Annotated in this window: 12 protein-coding genes; 7 read left to right on the top strand and 5 right to left on the bottom strand. The window is 57.7% G+C overall.

Features of this window, described 5'->3' with window-relative positions; all coding sequences use genetic code 11:
- Positions 1–223 precede the first annotated feature (223 nt).
- Entirely contained in the window at positions 224–2320 is a 2097-nt protein-coding gene (locus K7H94_RS09345; protein WP_222950932.1) for an FUSC family protein, read from the top strand.
- Here the strand turns inward: K7H94_RS09345 and K7H94_RS09350 are convergent.
- Both K7H94_RS09350 and K7H94_RS09355 read right to left on the bottom strand, forming a co-directional pair.
- Complete coding sequence (locus K7H94_RS09350; protein WP_420874715.1) at positions 2317–6900, bottom strand: ATP-dependent helicase; 4584 nt, start codon at positions 6898–6900, stop codon at positions 2317–2319. The two genes, K7H94_RS09345 and K7H94_RS09350, sit on opposite strands and share 4 nt — an antisense overlap.
- Positions 6901–7027: 127 nt before the next feature.
- The gene (locus K7H94_RS09355) at positions 7028–8455 is read right to left on the bottom strand and encodes a purine-cytosine permease family protein (protein WP_021506030.1); all 1428 of its coding nucleotides are present in this window, start codon (positions 8453–8455) and stop codon (positions 7028–7030) included.
- A gap of 275 nt (positions 8456–8730) precedes the next feature.
- On the opposite strand from K7H94_RS09355, the gene K7H94_RS09360 reads away from it, so the two are divergent.
- Positions 8731–9261 (top strand): GNAT family N-acetyltransferase, encoded by a 531-nt coding sequence (locus K7H94_RS09360; RefSeq protein ID WP_222950934.1) that lies wholly within the window; start codon positions 8731–8733, stop codon positions 9259–9261.
- Between the two features lie 85 nt (positions 9262–9346).
- Here K7H94_RS09360 and K7H94_RS09365 read toward each other — a convergent pair whose 3' ends face one another.
- Entirely contained in the window at positions 9347–10126 is a 780-nt protein-coding gene (locus tag K7H94_RS09365; RefSeq protein ID WP_058774676.1) for an alpha/beta hydrolase, read from the bottom strand.
- A gap of 228 nt (positions 10127–10354) precedes the next feature.
- On the opposite strand from K7H94_RS09365, the gene K7H94_RS09370 reads away from it, so the two are divergent.
- The 4 genes from K7H94_RS09370 (at position 10355) to K7H94_RS09385 (ending at position 13377) form a co-directional block, all read left to right on the top strand.
- A complete protein-coding gene (locus tag K7H94_RS09370) occupies positions 10355–11086 on the top strand; it encodes a YoaK family protein (RefSeq protein ID WP_058758557.1) in 732 nt (243 codons plus the stop codon).
- 146 nt (positions 11087–11232) lie between these two features.
- Entirely contained in the window at positions 11233–11787 is a 555-nt protein-coding gene (gene abiEi / locus K7H94_RS09375; protein ID WP_021506034.1) for a type IV toxin-antitoxin system AbiEi family antitoxin, read from the top strand.
- Positions 11762–12679, top strand: coding sequence for a nucleotidyl transferase AbiEii/AbiGii toxin family protein (locus tag K7H94_RS09380; protein WP_222950935.1), 918 nt, complete (start codon positions 11762–11764; stop codon positions 12677–12679). Before abiEi ends, K7H94_RS09380 begins: the two co-directional genes overlap by 26 nt.
- Positions 12680–12861: 182 nt before the next feature.
- Positions 12862–13377 carry a phenolic acid decarboxylase gene (locus K7H94_RS09385; RefSeq protein WP_058758650.1) on the top strand — a complete coding sequence of 172 codons (516 nt, stop codon included), beginning with the start codon at positions 12862–12864 and terminating at the stop codon, positions 13375–13377.
- Between the two features lie 596 nt (positions 13378–13973).
- Here K7H94_RS09385 and K7H94_RS09390 read toward each other — a convergent pair.
- Positions 13974–14417, bottom strand: a complete 444-nt coding sequence (locus K7H94_RS09390) for an NUDIX hydrolase (RefSeq protein ID WP_222950936.1) — start codon at positions 14415–14417, stop codon at positions 13974–13976.
- A 322-nt stretch (positions 14418–14739) separates the two neighbouring features.
- Between K7H94_RS09390 and K7H94_RS09395 the strand changes: the two genes are divergently transcribed.
- Complete coding sequence (locus K7H94_RS09395) at positions 14740–15495, top strand: SDR family oxidoreductase (protein WP_215480315.1); 756 nt, start codon at positions 14740–14742, stop codon at positions 15493–15495.
- A 40-nt stretch (positions 15496–15535) separates the two neighbouring features.
- Here K7H94_RS09395 and K7H94_RS09400 read toward each other — a convergent pair whose 3' ends face one another.
- Complete coding sequence (locus K7H94_RS09400) at positions 15536–16369, bottom strand: LysR family transcriptional regulator (protein WP_222950937.1); 834 nt, start codon at positions 16367–16369, stop codon at positions 15536–15538.
- Between the last annotated feature and the right edge of the window lie 89 nt (positions 16370–16458).

The raw sequence follows: 16458 nt of genomic DNA on the forward strand, positions 1-16458 counted from the left end.
GAAGGCAGATTGCTGCTTTCTGCGGCAGTGGCAGCGCAGATATCCCGCCGGCGATCCGCCGATCGCTGCGTTCGATTAGTTTCTTTAAAGCATTCAGTGCCTGATGTCAGGCGCGTATGAACACCGTTTTCGATTACGAAACAATTTGTCGTAGTTATCGGGATGAGCGCCCGCCAGATTCTGGCAGGATACGCCGCACTTAGCGCCTTCTGGTCTCCGTGACATGCAGTGGTTTTCGAAAAACGCCGTTTTTTTTGCTGTAAAAACCTGTCTGGCCGCCTTTCTGGCATTGTATCTGGCTCTAGAACTAAATGTTGATCGTCCCGCCTGGGCGCTGACCACGGTGTTTGTGGCATCGCAGCTTTATTCGGCCTCCACCATCTCCAAATCGCTGTTCCGCCTGCTCGGCACGCTGCTCGGTGGCGTCTTTATCTTTTTTATCTTTCCACTCACCGTGGCGCATCCGCTGCTGTTCAGCCTGTGTATCTCACTGTGGGTGAGCCTGTGTCTCTATCTGTCGCTGCACGACCGCACGCCGAAAAGCTATGTCTTTATGCTGGCGGGCTACAGCGCCGCGATTATGGGTTTCCCGGAGGTGACGACACCGCTCGGTATCACCAGTACCGTGCTGTCGCGCATTGAAGAAATTACCCTGGGCATTGTCTGTAGTAGCCTGGTGCACGCGCTGTTGTTTCCGGTCTTGATGCGCAGTCTGCTGGAGCAGAGCGTCAGCCAGTGGTATCTCAACGGTCGCAAGCTGTGCCGCGATTTACTCTCTGGCATTTCCGCTGACCGATCGCCAGAACGCGACGAAATCCTGACCCGCATGGCCACTAATCCGCAGCAGGTCGAGATCCTGATTACCCATTGCGTGTACGAGGGCGACGCGGCCCGGCGTCTGATTCGCCTGGTCAGCACGCAGTATCAGCATCTTTCATACTTAATCCCCACGCTGACGGCGATTGAAATGCGGCTGCAGCGGCTGGCGGCGCGCCAGATTGCCTTTCCTGCCTGGGTTGAGCAGACCCTGCAGCAATTCCTGCTGTGGCTGAATGACGGCGAGGCAGTGGGCGATGTCATTGGCATTCAGCTGGAACTGAGCCTTTGTCAGGATCGGCTGAATACTGCGTGGCGCAACGGCGAGTTGTCTACCGAACACTGTCTGCTGTTTACCGGTCTGCTGGAGCGGCTGGTGGATTTTGTGCGTATCGCCGGGGCTTACCAGAGCGTAGGCGGGCTGGTCAGCGATCTGTCAGGCGACACCACGCTGGCGCGCGGCAAACGCACGCATCGCTTTTTCGACAAAGGGCTGATTCGGCTGTCGGCGCTGACGGCATTTTGCGCCACCTTTGGCTCCTGTCTGTTGTGGATGGCGACCGGCTGGCGCGACGGGGCATCAGCGCCTGTGATGGCCGCGATTCTCAGCTCCTTCTTCGCCAGCCTCGATACGCCGCTGACCTCAATGAAGCTGTTTATTCGTGGGGTGATCGTGGCGATCTTTATCAGCGTGATTTATGTCGCGCTGCTGCTGCCGCAGGCAACCTCGTTCGAGGCGCTGATCCTCTGCCTGGCTCCGGGTTTGCTGCTGCTCGGGCTGATGATTGCGCGACCGGCCAGCAACATGATCGGTCTGAGCGTGGCGATTCAGATCCCCGGCTTTATCGGGCTCGGGCATCATCTGAAACCCGATCTGGTGCTGCTGGTGAATAACGCGATTGCTTCAATGGCCGGCGTGCTGTTTGCGGTGATCCTGACCGCGCTGATGCGCAACAAGCGGCCATCGTGGACCGCGCGCCGTGCCGTGCGTCATGGCCTGCGTGAACTGCTGCGCTTTATTAAGGAGATTGAGCGCAACGGCTCATCGCTGCTGGGACGCCAGCGTTTTATTGGCCTGATGCTGGATAAGGTCAACGTGGTGCTGCCACGCCTGCACCTTGATCCGCAGTCCGATATGGCGCCGGCGGGAATGCTGCTGACCGAGGTGTGGCTGGGGGTCAATAGCTTTGACTACTACGCGCGCCATCAGGCGCTGCTGAGCCGTTATCAGCTGGACAGCGGGCAGATGTTTCACGAGCTGGGACTGTTTCTCAAGCGCAGGCTGAAGTCGCTGCAGACGCCACCGCATGAGGATTTGCAGGAGGAGCTCGATGTGCTGCTGATGCAGCTGGAACAGCTGGCGCAGCGTGACGAGGCGCTGCTGCTGCCGCTGTTTCATCTGTTCAGCATCCGGTTATACCTGTTTCCGCAACTTAGCTGGCCGGTGGCCACACCGCGTCAGGCCGAACGCCTGCAGCAGCATCGTTACCGCCTGCAGGCTTAGCCATACCAGCTGTAACCTTTCGGCACGCGGGAAAAGCCGATGGCTTTCAGGGCCGGTAGCAGCGATGACTGGCTGGCCGGCTGATCGTCCACCCGTTCGAGGATGAAGCTATGGGTTTTCTCCCGGCGTAAGGCCTGGCCCAGCGCCACGATCGCGGCCTGACGTTGGTCCTCACTAATGTCGCCAAAAGTTAACAGCTCTTTACCACCCGGCGGCAGCCACAGCATAACGTGCCCATTGCCAATCACCACCAGTGCGCCGCTGCGGCGGGTAGGCCGCACGCCACCGACGCTGAGCGGCCACGCCAGCTGCACGCCAAAGGGATTGGCGGGATCCAGCACCGCCAGCGCCACCGGCGGGTGCGTGGCCTGCGCGCTGCCGAGCTGGCGCAGCCGGTCGATGGCCGGATTTTCAGCAAACTGCGCGCCGCCCATGCCGGCAACAAAGCGGCCGCGCAGCAGCCGTCCGGCATCCTCCATACCGCGCAAGAGCGGCTGCAGCGCCGGAAAGCCGCCGGGAATCTGCTCTGCCACGGCGGCACCGCGCGTGATCACGCCGAAGCGGTCGAGCATATTTTCAGTCAGCGCCAGGGCGCGTTCGGTGTCGGTCAGCGGCTGCCGCACAATCAGCGACCAGCGTCCGGCCATGCTGTTGAGCGCGGGCTGCGCAGCTGCACTGCGGCTGGCCGCGAAACTGGCCCGACTGTGGCGACTGCGCGCAGGACGGGCCGGGCGTGGACGCGGCGTGTGGCTGGTGGTGCTGAGCTGGCGCAGCGCGGCCCAGGTATCCATGGTCAGATAGCCGCGCCATACCAGCTCCCACATCGCGGCAAAGACTTCGCCGGGATCGACAGCATGTTCAGGCTGCGCCATCACGCGCGGCAGCAGTTCGCGGGCGAACCAGCCGCCGCCGTCCTGTAACTGCGCCACAATCGCCTGCTGTAAAGGTGACAATGTCACATTATTACCTTCATCAGGCACCGGTAACGTTTCGCTGGCAAACTCGCTCAGGTGCAGTGAGACCAGCCCGTCCTGCGCGCCAGGGGCCCGCTGGCCACTCCAGATGACTTCACCGGAAGAGAGCAGCTCATCCAGCATCGCTGGCTGATAATCACGCACCCGCGCCGGCAAAATCTGGCTTTCCCACAGCGAAACCGGCAGCGCCACGCCAGCCAGCTGTTCAATCACCCGCACCACACCATTGATGCCGGCAAAGGCACCCTGTGCCGCGGATGCTGCGACGTCGCTCAGTAATCCCTGACGCTCAAGCAGAAAAGCCATGTACGCCGGCGCTTCGACCGGTCGGGTGGCCTCGCGCGCCGCCTGCAGCGAGCGCACGCGCAGACGACGGAACACGCTTTCCGCTACCCACTGCGTTGACGCATCGACTGCAGGCGAGAGGAAATCGCCTTTCAGTACGCGTTGCTGCTGACGCAGCTCTTCCAGCGTGTCGTCGACCACGGCCCGGCCCAGGCCAAAGCGGGCGGCGATTTGCAGACTGGTGGCGACAGCGTGGGTGCGCAGATAGCGATTAAGTAAGTCATGCAGCGGACGGGCCACCGGCGCGAGCAGCCCGGCGGGCAGATCAGCTGGCAGCACCGTGCCCAGCGCGTCGCGCAGCCGCACGCCATCTTCGGCGACAGCCCAGCGCGCCTCTGCCGCAATCGTAACCTGAATGATGCGCTGCGCCTGTTGCAGCGCGGTTAGCAGCGGCATCAGCGCCGCCTCGCCGTTGTAGCGCGCCGTGATTTCCGGCACAGTGAGCGGCCCCAGCTCGCGCAGCAGATCAACCACGGCTTCCTGAGTACTGGCCTGATAATCGGGAACGGTGCGCTGAAGTTCCTGCTCAACGCGTGCCACCACCTCGGGTGCCAGCAGCTCGTGCATCTCAATCTGGCCCAACAGATCGCTCAGCAGCGTGCTGTCGAGCGCCAGCATGGAGGCGCGCCGCTCCGCCTGCGGCGCATCGCTGGCATACATGAATTCGGCGACATAGCCAAACAGCAGCGGCGCAGCAAACGGCGAGGGCGTATCGGTGGTAACTTCAGTCAGCTTAACCTCGCCCTGTTGTATCCGCGCCATCAGTTGATGCAGCGCCGGCAGGTCATACACGTCCTGCAGACATTCCCGCGCGGTTTCGATCAAAATCGGGAAATCGTCGAACTGCCGCGCCACCTCCAGCAGCTGCCCGGCGCGCAGCCGCTGCTGCCACAGCGGAGAACGTTTACCGGGGTTGCGGCGCGGCAGCAGCAGGGCGCGCGCGGCACATTCGCGGAAGCGGGCGGCAAACAGCGCAGAATGTCCCACCGCAGCCGTCACCTGTCGCTGGAGTTCGTTCGGCGCAAACAAAAACAGCTCAGCGCCTGGCACCCGGCCTTCGCTGTCAGGGAAGCGCGCGACAATCCCATCATCGCTGGCGACCACGGCCGGATCGAGGCCCATCTGGCGACCAATCCGCTCAGCGATGGCCAGCGCCCATGGCGCATGCACGCGCTGACCATAAGGGGAATGCAAAATCACGCGCCACTCGCCGGTTTCATCGCGACAGCGCTCAATCAGCAAATTGCGATCGTCAGGCACCAGGCCTGTGGCGGCAATCTGTTCGTCGATGAGCGCACGAATGTTGTGTCGGGCATTGGCGTCAAGGTTGTCGCTGCCGGGCAACACCCCGCTGGCGGCATGTCGCAAATAGCGGCCAATGGCTTCGCCGAGTGTCGCCGAACGCCCAAGACTGTCGCCGTGCCAGAAGGGCAGGCGCGCCGAGCGACCGGGTGCCGGCACCACCACCACCTGATCGTGCGTAATTTGCTGGATGCGCCACGAGGTGGCGCCAAGCGTGATGATGTCGTTAATCCGCGACTCATACACCATCTCCTCATCCAGTTCACCGACCCGGCGCGCTCCGGACTGTTCTTCGCCCTCCGGCAGCATCACGCTGAACATCCCGCGGTCCGGAATGGTGCCACCGCTGGTGACGGCCAGATGCTGCGCGCCCGGCCGACCGCTTAAGGTTTGCTGTTGTCGATCCCAGATAATGCGCGGGCGCAGGTTAGCAAACTCGTCCGAAGGGTAGCGGCCAGACAGCATATCCAGCACCGCATCGAAGGCGTTACGCGGTAACGTTTTGAACGGATCGGCACGGCGCACCTGTTGATACCACGCCTCGACGGACAGGGTGTCCATGGCCGCCGCCGCCACCGTATGCTGGGCGAGAATATCGAGCGGATTGTGTGGCAAAGCGATAGCATCCAGTTCGCCTGCCAGCATCGCGTCCACCGTCACGGCCGCATCAACCAGATCGCGACGCGTGCGCGGCCAGATAATGCCTTTCGGCGTACCGCCGACCTGGTGACCGGCCCGGCCAATACGCTGCAGCGCGCTGGCCACCGAAGGCGGTGCCCCGACCTGAATCACCAGGTCGATATCGCCCATGTCAATTCCCAGTTCAAGACTGGATGTCGCCACCACGCAGCGCAGTTCGCCGGCTTTCAGGGCGTTCTCAATCTCCAGCCGCTGCTCTTTCGAGACTGAGCCATGATGCGAACGGGCAATATACGCTTCAGCAGGCGTGGCGCGTTTTTCGGTTCCACCGCTAAAAGAGCCATAGGCGAGGGCGGGCTCTGTTACGCCCTGTTCCGGCGCAGCTCGTCGCGCATACAGTTCGTTGAGTCGTGCGGTGAGTTTCTCCGCCAGCCCACGCGAATTGGTAAACACCAAAGTCGCGCGATGGCGCAATACCTCATCCAGAATGCCGGCTTCAATATGCGGCCAGATGGAACCGGCGGCGAGGCTGCTCTCCTGCGCGGCGCGCGCATCGGGACGCTGCTGGATGTCCGTCATGTCCTCTACCGGCACGGTAATTGTCAGCTGCAGCGGCCGCTGCGCCGGCGGGTTGACGATGCGCGTAGCGCCCGCGCCACCGAGAAAAGCTGCCACCGCTTCTGGCGGTCGCACAGTGGCCGACAGGCCAATGCGCTGAGCAGGCTGCGCCAGCAATACATCGAGCCGTTCCAGGCTGAGCGCCAGGTGGGCGCCGCGTTTACTTCCGGCCACCGCGTGTACTTCGTCAATAATCACGGTCGAGATGCCACGCAGCGTTTCGCGGGCTTTTGACGTCAGCAGCAGGAAAAGCGATTCCGGGGTAGTAATCAGGATGTCCGGCGGCCGGCGCTGCAGCTTTGCCCGTTCGGCGCTGAGCGTGTCGCCGGAGCGCATGCCGACCTCCAGCGTGATTTCCGCCTCACCCAATTCCGCGCGCTGAGCGGCAACGCCCGCCAGCGGTAGCGCCAGGTTACGCTGCACGTCAGCCGCAAGCGCTTTAACCGGTGAAATATACAGAATGCGCGTCTTGTGACTGCGCGCTACGGGTTCGTCACGGCTGCGCTCGCGAAACAGCGCGTCGATCGCATGCAGAAATGCCGCAAGCGTTTTGCCGGAGCCGGTTGGAGCAATCACCAGGCAGTGTTGTCCGCTGGCGATGGCGCGCCAGGCTTCCTGTTGTACGGGGGTCGCCGCCGGGAAAGTGCGGCGAAACCACTGTTGCGTGGCCGGGGTGAACAGTGAAAGCGCTGAGGCTGGCATCCATGACTCCTGCATTCTCGAAAGGGCGATCAGCAGTGTAGCGTGCCGCAGCGTTTACGGCATTATCAGGATATTGCCGATGAGGGCGGCGCGAAAACACGCGCCGCAGTACTAATACGTGACAACGTCACTGAGGATAAACAGAGTCGGCCAGTTTCCCGCGTCGATCAAAGCGACGTGCGGCCAGCCACAGCAGCGCGGTAACAAACCAGCCGATGATCCATGACACATCGTTGCCGGCAAAAATCCACGTCAGGGAACCATGATGCAGCGGGTTATCAATGAACGGCAGCTGTACCAGCACCCCGAGGAAGTAAATGATAATGCCGGCCCAGTTCCAGCGACCGTAGCGGCCATCCGGTTGCGACAGCGCGGGCACATCGACTTTCCCTTTGGTAATCAGATAAAAATCCGTCAGGCTGATGGCGCTCCACGGCACAAAAAAGGCCAGCAGGAACAGCAGGAAGTGGGTAAATGATTTGAGAAACGCCGGTTCGCTGAGTAGCGCAATGATGCAGGATAGCGTGACCATCAGCACCACAAACAGGATACGTCCACCACGGCTGATCGCGGTTTGCTGGCGAAAACCGGAGACAATGGTGGTCAGCGACATAAAGCTGCCGTAGGCATTGAGCGTAGTGAAGGTGATTTTGCCAAAGCAGATGGCGAAGTAGATGACCATCGCCATGGTGGCGCTGCTGCCCAGCCCGACGATGTAGCCCACTTCATTACCGGAGAACGCTTTACCCGCAATTGCAGCCACAATGACGCCGAGCGTCATGGATGCCTGCGTGCCCAGCACGGTGCCAAAAAACACCGAACTGAACAGCTTTTTCGCGGAGACATCCACCGGCAGATAGCGCGAGTAGTCCGACACATAAGGGCAAAACGCAATCTGCCATGACGAGGAGAGCGATACCGCCAGCAGAAAACTGGCAACGCTGAAGTGCTGATTTTGCCAGACGGCCGCCAAATCGTGGCTGGAGAGCAGGGTGATGAACAGGTAAACAAAGGCCAGCACGCCGATGACGCTAGCCACTTTGCCGAGTTTATGAATCACCCGATAGCCGAGCACCGCAATCACAATGATGATGGCGCTGAAGATGATCATGCCGGCTGCATTGCTGACGTTGACCAGCTTCGCCAGCGCCTGGCCGGCCAGTACCGTGCCGCTGGCCGAGAAGCCTACATACATAATGCACACCAGCACCAGCGGGATCACCGCGCCAAACACGCCAAACTGCATACGGCTGGTGATCATCTGCGGCAGGCCAAGGCGCGGGCCCTGGATCGCGTGCAGCGACATGATGGCTGCGCCGACGATCTGTCCCACCAGTAGACCGACAATCGACCACACCACATCGCCACCCAGCACCACCGCCAGCGCACCGGTAACAATGGCGGTAATCTGCAAATTGCCACCAAACCATAACGTGAACTGGCTAAACGGATGCCCGTGACGCTCGCTGAGCGGTATGTAATCAATGGAACGTGTTTCTGACAGGCGCTGTTTCTCTGCACCTGAATAATCTGCGGCAGGTATCTGAGCGGACATAGTTTCCTCGCTGGAACGGCTAAAGGTGGTTAGTCATTGATTTTTCTTGTTAGTCAGTAGTAAATGTCACGAAACATACATGTATATACATGTAGCGATATTGTCACGAGGTTGATAAGGTTACAAGCTGACCGGTCATTGGAAATTGTGATGACGCTGGCAATGTTGTCCGTTAATGTCAGGAGCCTGGCCGGTAACGGACGCGCACAAAGGCGATGATGCGCTAACTACAGACCCACTAACTGTGGCGATCAGGACAACCCGGGGAGGGAATCATGCAGGCAGTGATTGAAACAGAACGCTTACGACTGGAACCCTTTGCGCTAAGCCACCTCACCGGCTTGCGCGCGATGGATGATGACCCGGAAATCATGCGTTATATCAATGAGGGACAGGTGAAGAGCGAGGACGAGACGCTGGCGACCATTGAGCGCGTGCAGCAACGCTGGCAGCGCTATGGTTTTTCCTGGTGGGCGCTGCGCGAGAAGAGCAGCGATGACATCGTCGGAGCGGCTTGTCTGCAGCATCTGGCCCATCAGGAACAGGCGCCGCTGGAAATTGGCTGGCGACTGTTGCGCAGCAGTCAGGGGAAAGGGTATGCCACCGAAGCCGCCACGGCGATTGTGCGGTTTGCTACCGGGCAGATTGGCGTGGATTATCTGGTGGCGGTGGCACATCCGGAAAATCTTGCTTCCCACCGGGTGATGCAGCGGCTGGGTATGCGCTATCGCGGTATCGAGCAGCATTACGACCAGCCCTGTGTGGTTTATGAACTGGATATGAAGAGTGCCCCAGCGCATTCATAAGGCAGGGCGCGCCCCCCTGGTAGCGGCGCGATTTAGCAAGCAATAAATTGCGCCGCTATCAAACATGCACCCGGCAAGGGCGCGATCAATACCCCGGCACGTGCGCGGCTTTCATGATCAGGTTCGCCACCGCCTGCGGCTGGGAAATCAGCGACACATGGCTGGCCTTGAGTTCGATGGTCTGCGCATGCATGCGTTTCGCCATAAAGCGCTGCAGATCCGGATTGATAGTGTGATCCTCCGTCGACACCGCATACCAGCTCGGTTTGCTATGCCAGGCCGCCACGCTGGTTTTCGCCTGGGTAATGGCTTTACCCATCGGCTGCTGAACGGCGTAATAAGCCCGCGCTTCGCTTTCTGGCAGATCGCCGGCAAAGTCGTGGATAAACGCCTGTTCACTGAGCGCTCCAAAGCCATCGTCACGCCACTTCAGGCCAGCGGCAACCGGTGCCGCAGGGAACTTTTTGGTGAGCGCCGGATAATCTTCACCGGCCTCCGGCGCGCGCGCCGCGATATATACCAACCCCTTCACTTCAGGTTCATCGCCCGCCTGACTGATAACCATGCCGCCGTAGGAGTGCGCAACCAGAATCACCGGTCCGTTCTGCTGTGCCAGCGCGCGTTTCACCGCCGCCACGTCATCATTCAGCGACGTCGTTGGGTTTTGTACCGCGGTGACGTGCAGACCTTTCGCCTGCAACAGTGGGATGACTTTGCCCCAGCTGGATCCATCAGCGTACAGGCCATGGACCAGCACAATATTTTTTACTTCCTGCGGCGCGGCAGCGCTGTCGGCATGCGCCAGTCCGGCACTCAGGGCAGAGATTACCAGCGCCGTCAGCGCCGTGATTTTGCGTAATGTCATGATCGGTCCTCATAATTAATCGGGGTTCATGCACCACTGTAAGCGCCGGGGACCAACAATCCGCTGACGTGGAAATGACAAAAAAATGACAGCGACACGATGTGGCAGCGGAGGATTTAAAAGTAATAAAAGCAGAGGATTAGCCGTGAGTCGGAGCATAGCCGCTATGCTTGATAAGGATGAGACCCGACCAACCCGAGAATCTCTCAAAGGAGTGCTGAATAGATTATGCTGTTGCGCAAGAAGAAAATCCGCTCTCACAGCGAAGACCGCCTGCTGGCGTTAACGCTGGCCACCACGGCCGGTATCCTCAACGCCATGGCGTTTGGCGCATTTGGTTTTTTCCCTTCCCATATGACCGGCAATACCTCGCAAATTTCGGCAGAGGTGAATGGTTCTGACCTGCACGATCTGCTGTTTCTGGCCGTGCTGATTTTTGCTTTTGTCTGCGGTGCCATGCTGGCGCGTTTGACGGTAGCTTACGGCCTGAAGCGGAATCTGCGCACCGTTTACTGTCTGGTGCTGCTGGCCGAGGGTATTTTCCTGCTGCTGACCTCCCTGGTAGAAATCCTGTGGTATTCCGAACGAAACAACGGCGAAATTCTGGTTACGCTGAGTTTGCTGATGGGCATCCACAACTCAACCTCGACCCAGCTTTCTTCCGGTCGTGTTCGCTCCACGCACGTGACCGGCACACTGACCGACGCCGGCATCGCGTTAGGCTCCTGGCTGCGCGCATCCTTCAGTCAAAGCGAGGCCGCCGATCGCGATGGCCATCGAACCGTGCTTTTTACTCATCTGGTTACGATCTTCTCATTTCTTTCCGGCTGCGTTGTCGGTTATCTGCTGTTCAGGCACCTTGGATTTGAAGCGATGGCGGGGTTGGGCATTGTGCTGGCGCTGATCGCTGTCGGTGGCATCGCCAGAACCCTGCATTTAACCGGCATGCGATTTTGGTAACACGCACGGAGAGTTGTCCGATTTGAAGCAGGTGGATTAAGTGCACATGAATACTACTTTTTACTGGTATTCATGTGCACTTGAAAGTGCAGGGCAAATCATGTACACATGAATACTCTATAAATGTGGTTTTCCCGTAGACTTATATGAACAAAATGACGGCAATCGAGCGGCTTAACGCGTTTGACAGGCAGGGGCGCTATGTCTTTGCTGTGCGTGATTTAGCCAAAGTCTTTTATGACGACAGTGACAAGGCTTTCAATGCTGGCCTGAACCGTCTGGTGAAGGACGGCATCCTGCAGCGCGCCAGCCGTGGCGTGTATGTTTACGCCTATGCGAGAAGTAAAGACGCTTACACGCTGGAAAGAATCGTACAGACGTTGCGCAGAGGAGAATACAGTTACCTGAGCCTGGAATCGGCGTTATCGGCTTACGGTGTAATTTCACAAATCCCGATGGGGCGTCTTACCGTTATGACCACGGGCCGTTCTGAAGAACACATTACGCCTTATGGCGTGATCGAATTCACGCATACCAAACGATCGCCTGAACAAATTTTGCAGGACACCATTTTGGGCGAGTCGCCTTTGCGCCTGGCAACCAAAAAAGCCGCACTGCGCGATTTACGTCGGGTGGGACGTAATACGCATCTGATTGATGAGGCGGAAACGAACGATGAATCAGAAAGTCAGTTTCACTGAACTGGTCGCTAAGGCCATGGCTTCAGCGCAACTCGAGGGTATGCGTAACGTAGTGGAAAAAGAGCTTTTACACTACGACATCCTTTACTGTCTGGATAAAGCGGGTCTGCTGCAAAATCTGACGTTCCAGGGCGGTACCTCTTTGCGGCTATGTTATGACGGCAATCGGTTTAGCGAGGATCTGGATTTCGCCGGCGGCATCAACTTTTCCGGTGCAGATTTAAAAAACATGAAGGTCTGTATCGAAGACTATCTCGGCACGCGTTACGGTTTAGAAGTTACGGTCAAAGAGCCGGCAGAACTTCGCCGCCAGCCCGGCTATGAAGAGATTAGGGTCGATAAATGGCAGGTCTCCGTGACGACAGCACCCGAAAAACGCGATATGCCTAAGCAACCCATCAAAGTCGAAGTTGCTAATATTCCCGCTTACAGTCGCAAACCGTTGCCGCTGAGCCGCAATTATCCGGTGTTGCCGGATGGCTACAGCGATACGCTGGTGATGTGTGAAAGTCTCGACGAAATCATGAGTGATAAGCTTATTTCTCTGGTTGCGACCACCAAATATCTTCGTTATCGCGATGTCTGGGATTTACCGTGGCTGATGCAGCAAGGCGCTGCGTATGATGTGGGCTGGATTTGGCAAAAAATCGAGGATTACCGGATTCCTGACTATGAAAAGTTATTAAAACAACGACTGGCTGGTATCGAAAACATCGTCAAAGACGGACGTTTTTACAACGAGATGCGCCGTTTCATACCCCAGCAGGTATTTGCCAGAACGCTGGGACGTGCAGAATTTACCGATTACATCGCCGAACGTTTGACCTCGCTGTTGCAAAGATTGCAGCGAGATTTAGCAGGAAAACGACCAGACGACGCCTTCAGAATGTAACAGCGACAGCTGGCCCGGCGTGCAGAGGAGATAAAAGAGCAGGGGACGGGCGCTGTCAAGCCGGCAGCACGCTCAGGAAGCGGATTTTTTTGTTAATTTGCCGTCTGGTTTTCTCACAGGCGCTATAACTTACTATTCCTGCTTCAACAAACTGCTGATGAGGTAAAATAATGGATAACACCATGATAACGGATGAATTTTCCAAAGATTTGTCTGCGTTTGTCGGGACACATTTCGTTTATACCTATGATAATGGCTGGAAATATGAGTGGTACGCGCGCAACGCGACGACCTGTGATTATCGTATCCATCAGGGATTGGTTGGTGGCCGTTGGGTGACCAATCAAAGCATGAATGCGGTGCAGTTTGCACCGGGCATTTATAAAGTCGACTGGCACGAGCCGACCGGCACCTGCGTCAGTCTGCTGTTTGATATCAACCGCAAGGTGATTCACGGCACCATCTTTTTCCCGCAGTGGATTGCCGGCGAAGGACAGCATCCGGAAAAAACCATCTGCTATCAGAATGAATTTATCGAAGATATGCATCGTTTCCGTGATGAAGGGCCTGCATATCCGTACGTAGTGATTCCTGAGTTTGCCAAAGTGACTTACATGAAGAATGAAGGTCCGGATAATGATGCCGTAATCAACATGCCGCCGGGACAAATGCCGGAAGATTATTTTAAAGATAAATGAGGGTGGCAATCCGCTGACGGCGCCGGGTTCGGTCGCCATGAATGGCGACCCTGCGATTGTGCAGTGCGGCGAGGCATTGCAGGGTGCGCATTGATGCGCACCAGGATGACGTCGCGATATTCAGCAAACAGACCGATCGCGCTACGTGAAATCTGACAAAGCGCTGAGGGATAACCGGGAAGTCTTCGCGTAGCGTTCTTGTAGGGTGCGCATTGATGCGCACCAGGATAACGCAGTAGTGTCTACCAAACAGACCGGTGGGACAGGTAAGAGGCGTGAAGGGCGAAACTGAAAGATTGAGATACGTGATCAGATATCTTATTTAACATAATATACATTATGCGCCATTTGATCGCAGGGGCAAAGCTGACCTGATCGCTGTGAGCTAAGCTGACCAGGCCGCTTTAGGCTACCTGCTGAAAATCCTGAAATACCTGTATAAATTCTGCAAGCATTGCCGTGAGTTCATGCTTCAAACTTTGCTTTCCTGAGCTTGCGTCTGCTCTACTGAACATGCTCTTATCATCTGCAATAAAATTCCATTTGAAAGCGGCAATGATAGATTCACACGCTCAACGCTATGACACGTCGCGTGATTAATCTGGCAACCCGCAGAGATCAGCAATATTTGTTGGATAAACGACGTCGCGAGTGTTTCGCAGCTCAGTAAGATCCCACCAGTGATAACTATCAATGACTGACTTTTCATTTTCAGTCCAACCACTGGTACGGATATCTTCATCTCCAACTTTAATTAAATAAAATCGCTCATTTGCCAAAACCACCTCACCGCTGGGAAGCGTCATTTCAAAAATGCGCTTAGTTAACGGCTGACCCACATCATCGACATAAAAGCCTGTTTCTTCTCTGAGTTCTCTGATGGCTGCCTGTTCAAAAGTCTCTCCCGGTTCAACGCCTCCGCCGGGTGTGGCCCAGTATTCTCTGCCTGACAGGGCATTATTTTTATGCTTAAACCAGAATAATAAAACCTGATTAAGAGGATTTATAATAAGCAAACGAGCTGAATCGCGGGTGCGCACTTTATAATTCCTTTATGATTTTTAATACAAATCAGCATAACTGATCATGGTCAGAAAACGAAACGCCACAGTCTGCAGGAACAGGACGACAGGATAGACATCCCTCCCCGGCTCGCTATATAGTAAGCGCGCATCTCACTTCTGACTTGCCGTAGGCGTTACCGTCATCCAACGCGCCCTGAACCGGAATGGGCCTCTGCGCAGAGGAAATCCGGAACAGCGCCACGGCATCGTTCACGCTTTCTACGCATCCTGTTTATCGGGATCGCTAGCAGTGCATCACTGCACGTGGCCTTTCATTCTCTGACTGACAAGGCACACTATGAAACTGACCAACAACACCCTGCTCATCACCGGTGCAACCAGCGGTATTGGCCGCCGGCTGGCCGAGGTTTTTCACGATCGCGGTAACCGCGTCATTATCACCGGCAGACGTCAGGCGCTGCTCGATGAGATCACCGCCCAGCGCCCGGCCATTACCGGTTTTGCTCTGGACGTTAATGACGCCACCGCCCTCGCCCGCTGTTCCGCGGCGATTCACGCGCAGTTCCCGCATATCAACGTGCTGATCGCCAACGCCGGTATCTCGCAGCCGGAAACGGTGACGGCAGACGAATGGACCAGTGATATTGCTGAGCAAATCGTGATGACCAACATCCTCGGTGTGATTCGCGTCACCGCCGCGTTTTTGCCGCTGCTGCGCCGTCAGCCGCAGGCCACGCTGATGGCAACCAGTTCCGCGCTGGCCTTCATGCCGCTGGCCAGTTTTCCCACCTACTGCGCCAGCAAAGCCTTTCTGCATTCCTGGCTGGTTTCGCTGCGTCATCAGCTGCGTAATACCCCGGTCGAGGTGCTGGAAATGCTGCCGCCGTATTTACAGACGGCGCTGACCGGTGATCACCAGCTCAGCGATCCCCGCGCCATGCCGCTGGAAGACTATATCGCGCAGATTCTGCAGATGCTGGAAAATGGTCCGGTCGCGCGAGGCGAACTGCTGCTGGAGCGCGACCATGCGCGGCGCTGGGCCGAACGCGACGGCAATTTTGACGCCATATTTGACATGATGAACCCGCGCTAATCTGCTTTGAACCGGTGCGCCCGGCAGCGCACCGGATCTATCACGGAGTACGCAAAGGCGTGCCGTGGCTGAAGTGCGCCAGCACCCGTTCTACCGCCGAATTGGCCTGCGCCTGAACCGCGTAGCAAATGCCGACACGCCGCATCAGCGGCTGACCGGGTAAAGCGCGCCAGGCCAGGCGATGCCGCGCGGCAACCAGCGGCGCCGGCGCAATGGTGACGCCAAAGCCGGCTTCCGCCAGATCCAGCGCCAGCGCGTAGCTGCCGGCGTTGGCCGCGGCCGCACCCGCACCGTAAAACGGCAGCAGCCGCTGATGCGACTCATCAGTCGGCACCATCACCCACGGCAGCGGATGCAACTGGTCATGGGTCAGCGTCTCCAGCTGACTTAGCGTATGACTGGCGGGATACGCCAGCACGTAGTGCTCTTCAAACAGCGGCATAAACAGCTCGTCTTCGCAGCGCAGGCTTTCACACGCCAGCCGGATATCGCCCACGCAACCGGGCTCGACGCTAAGCAGCACCGTGGGAAAATGTTGCCGGATGGCCGTCAACAGTTGCGCCAGCTGGGCGGGCGCGACATCGCCTTCGACGCCAATCTTCAGCGGCAGACAATCCGACGGCTGCCGAAAGCGTGTGACCAGCGCCTGCATATCGCTGAGCATCTTGCGCGCCTGCGGATAAAGGACGCGAGCGTCCTCCGTGACCTCCACGCCGCGCGGCCTGCGGATAAAAAGCGTGGTGGCCAGCTCCTCTTCCAGCAGTTTGATCGTGGCCGAGAGCGCGGGCTGCGTCAGATTGAGTAACTGTGCGGCGCGCGTGATGTTGCGCTCCTCAAACACGCAGATAAAAGCTTTTAGCTGTCGCTTATCCATAGAAAATCATTATATCGGCGAAAGAAATAAACCATTTTTCACCAATTGCCGCGCGATTTAAAGTGCACGCCTCAGCTTCGCCATTAATT

Origin of the sequence: Pantoea dispersa (assembly GCF_019890955.1) — a bacterium.
GTDB lineage: Bacteria > Pseudomonadota > Gammaproteobacteria > Enterobacterales > Enterobacteriaceae > Pantoea > Pantoea dispersa.

What these genes read in the sequence shown, in the direction of transcription:
- K7H94_RS09365 (WP_058774676.1), bottom strand. Translation starts at nt 10,126, where the DNA reads ATGACATTACGCAAAATCACGGCGCTGACGGCGCTGGTAATCTCTGCC.
- K7H94_RS09385 (WP_058758650.1), top strand. Translation starts at nt 12,862, where the DNA reads ATGATAACGGATGAATTTTCCAAAGATTTGTCTGCGTTTGTCGGGACA.
- abiEi (WP_021506034.1), top strand. Translation starts at nt 11,233, where the DNA reads ATGAACAAAATGACGGCAATCGAGCGGCTTAACGCGTTTGACAGGCAG.
- K7H94_RS09395 (WP_215480315.1), top strand. Translation starts at nt 14,740, where the DNA reads ATGAAACTGACCAACAACACCCTGCTCATCACCGGTGCAACCAGCGGT.
- K7H94_RS09370 (WP_058758557.1), top strand. Translation starts at nt 10,355, where the DNA reads ATGCTGTTGCGCAAGAAGAAAATCCGCTCTCACAGCGAAGACCGCCTG.
- K7H94_RS09400 (WP_222950937.1), bottom strand. Translation starts at nt 16,369, where the DNA reads ATGGATAAGCGACAGCTAAAAGCTTTTATCTGCGTGTTTGAGGAGCGC.
- K7H94_RS09345 (WP_222950932.1), top strand. Translation starts at nt 224, where the DNA reads ATGCAGTGGTTTTCGAAAAACGCCGTTTTTTTTGCTGTAAAAACCTGT.
- K7H94_RS09355 (WP_021506030.1), bottom strand. Translation starts at nt 8,455, where the DNA reads ATGTCCGCTCAGATACCTGCCGCAGATTATTCAGGTGCAGAGAAACAG.
- K7H94_RS09380 (WP_222950935.1), top strand. Translation starts at nt 11,762, where the DNA reads ATGAATCAGAAAGTCAGTTTCACTGAACTGGTCGCTAAGGCCATGGCT.
- K7H94_RS09350 (WP_420874715.1), bottom strand. Translation starts at nt 6,900, where the DNA reads ATGCCAGCCTCAGCGCTTTCACTGTTCACCCCGGCCACGCAACAGTGG.
- K7H94_RS09360 (WP_222950934.1), top strand. Translation starts at nt 8,731, where the DNA reads ATGCAGGCAGTGATTGAAACAGAACGCTTACGACTGGAACCCTTTGCG.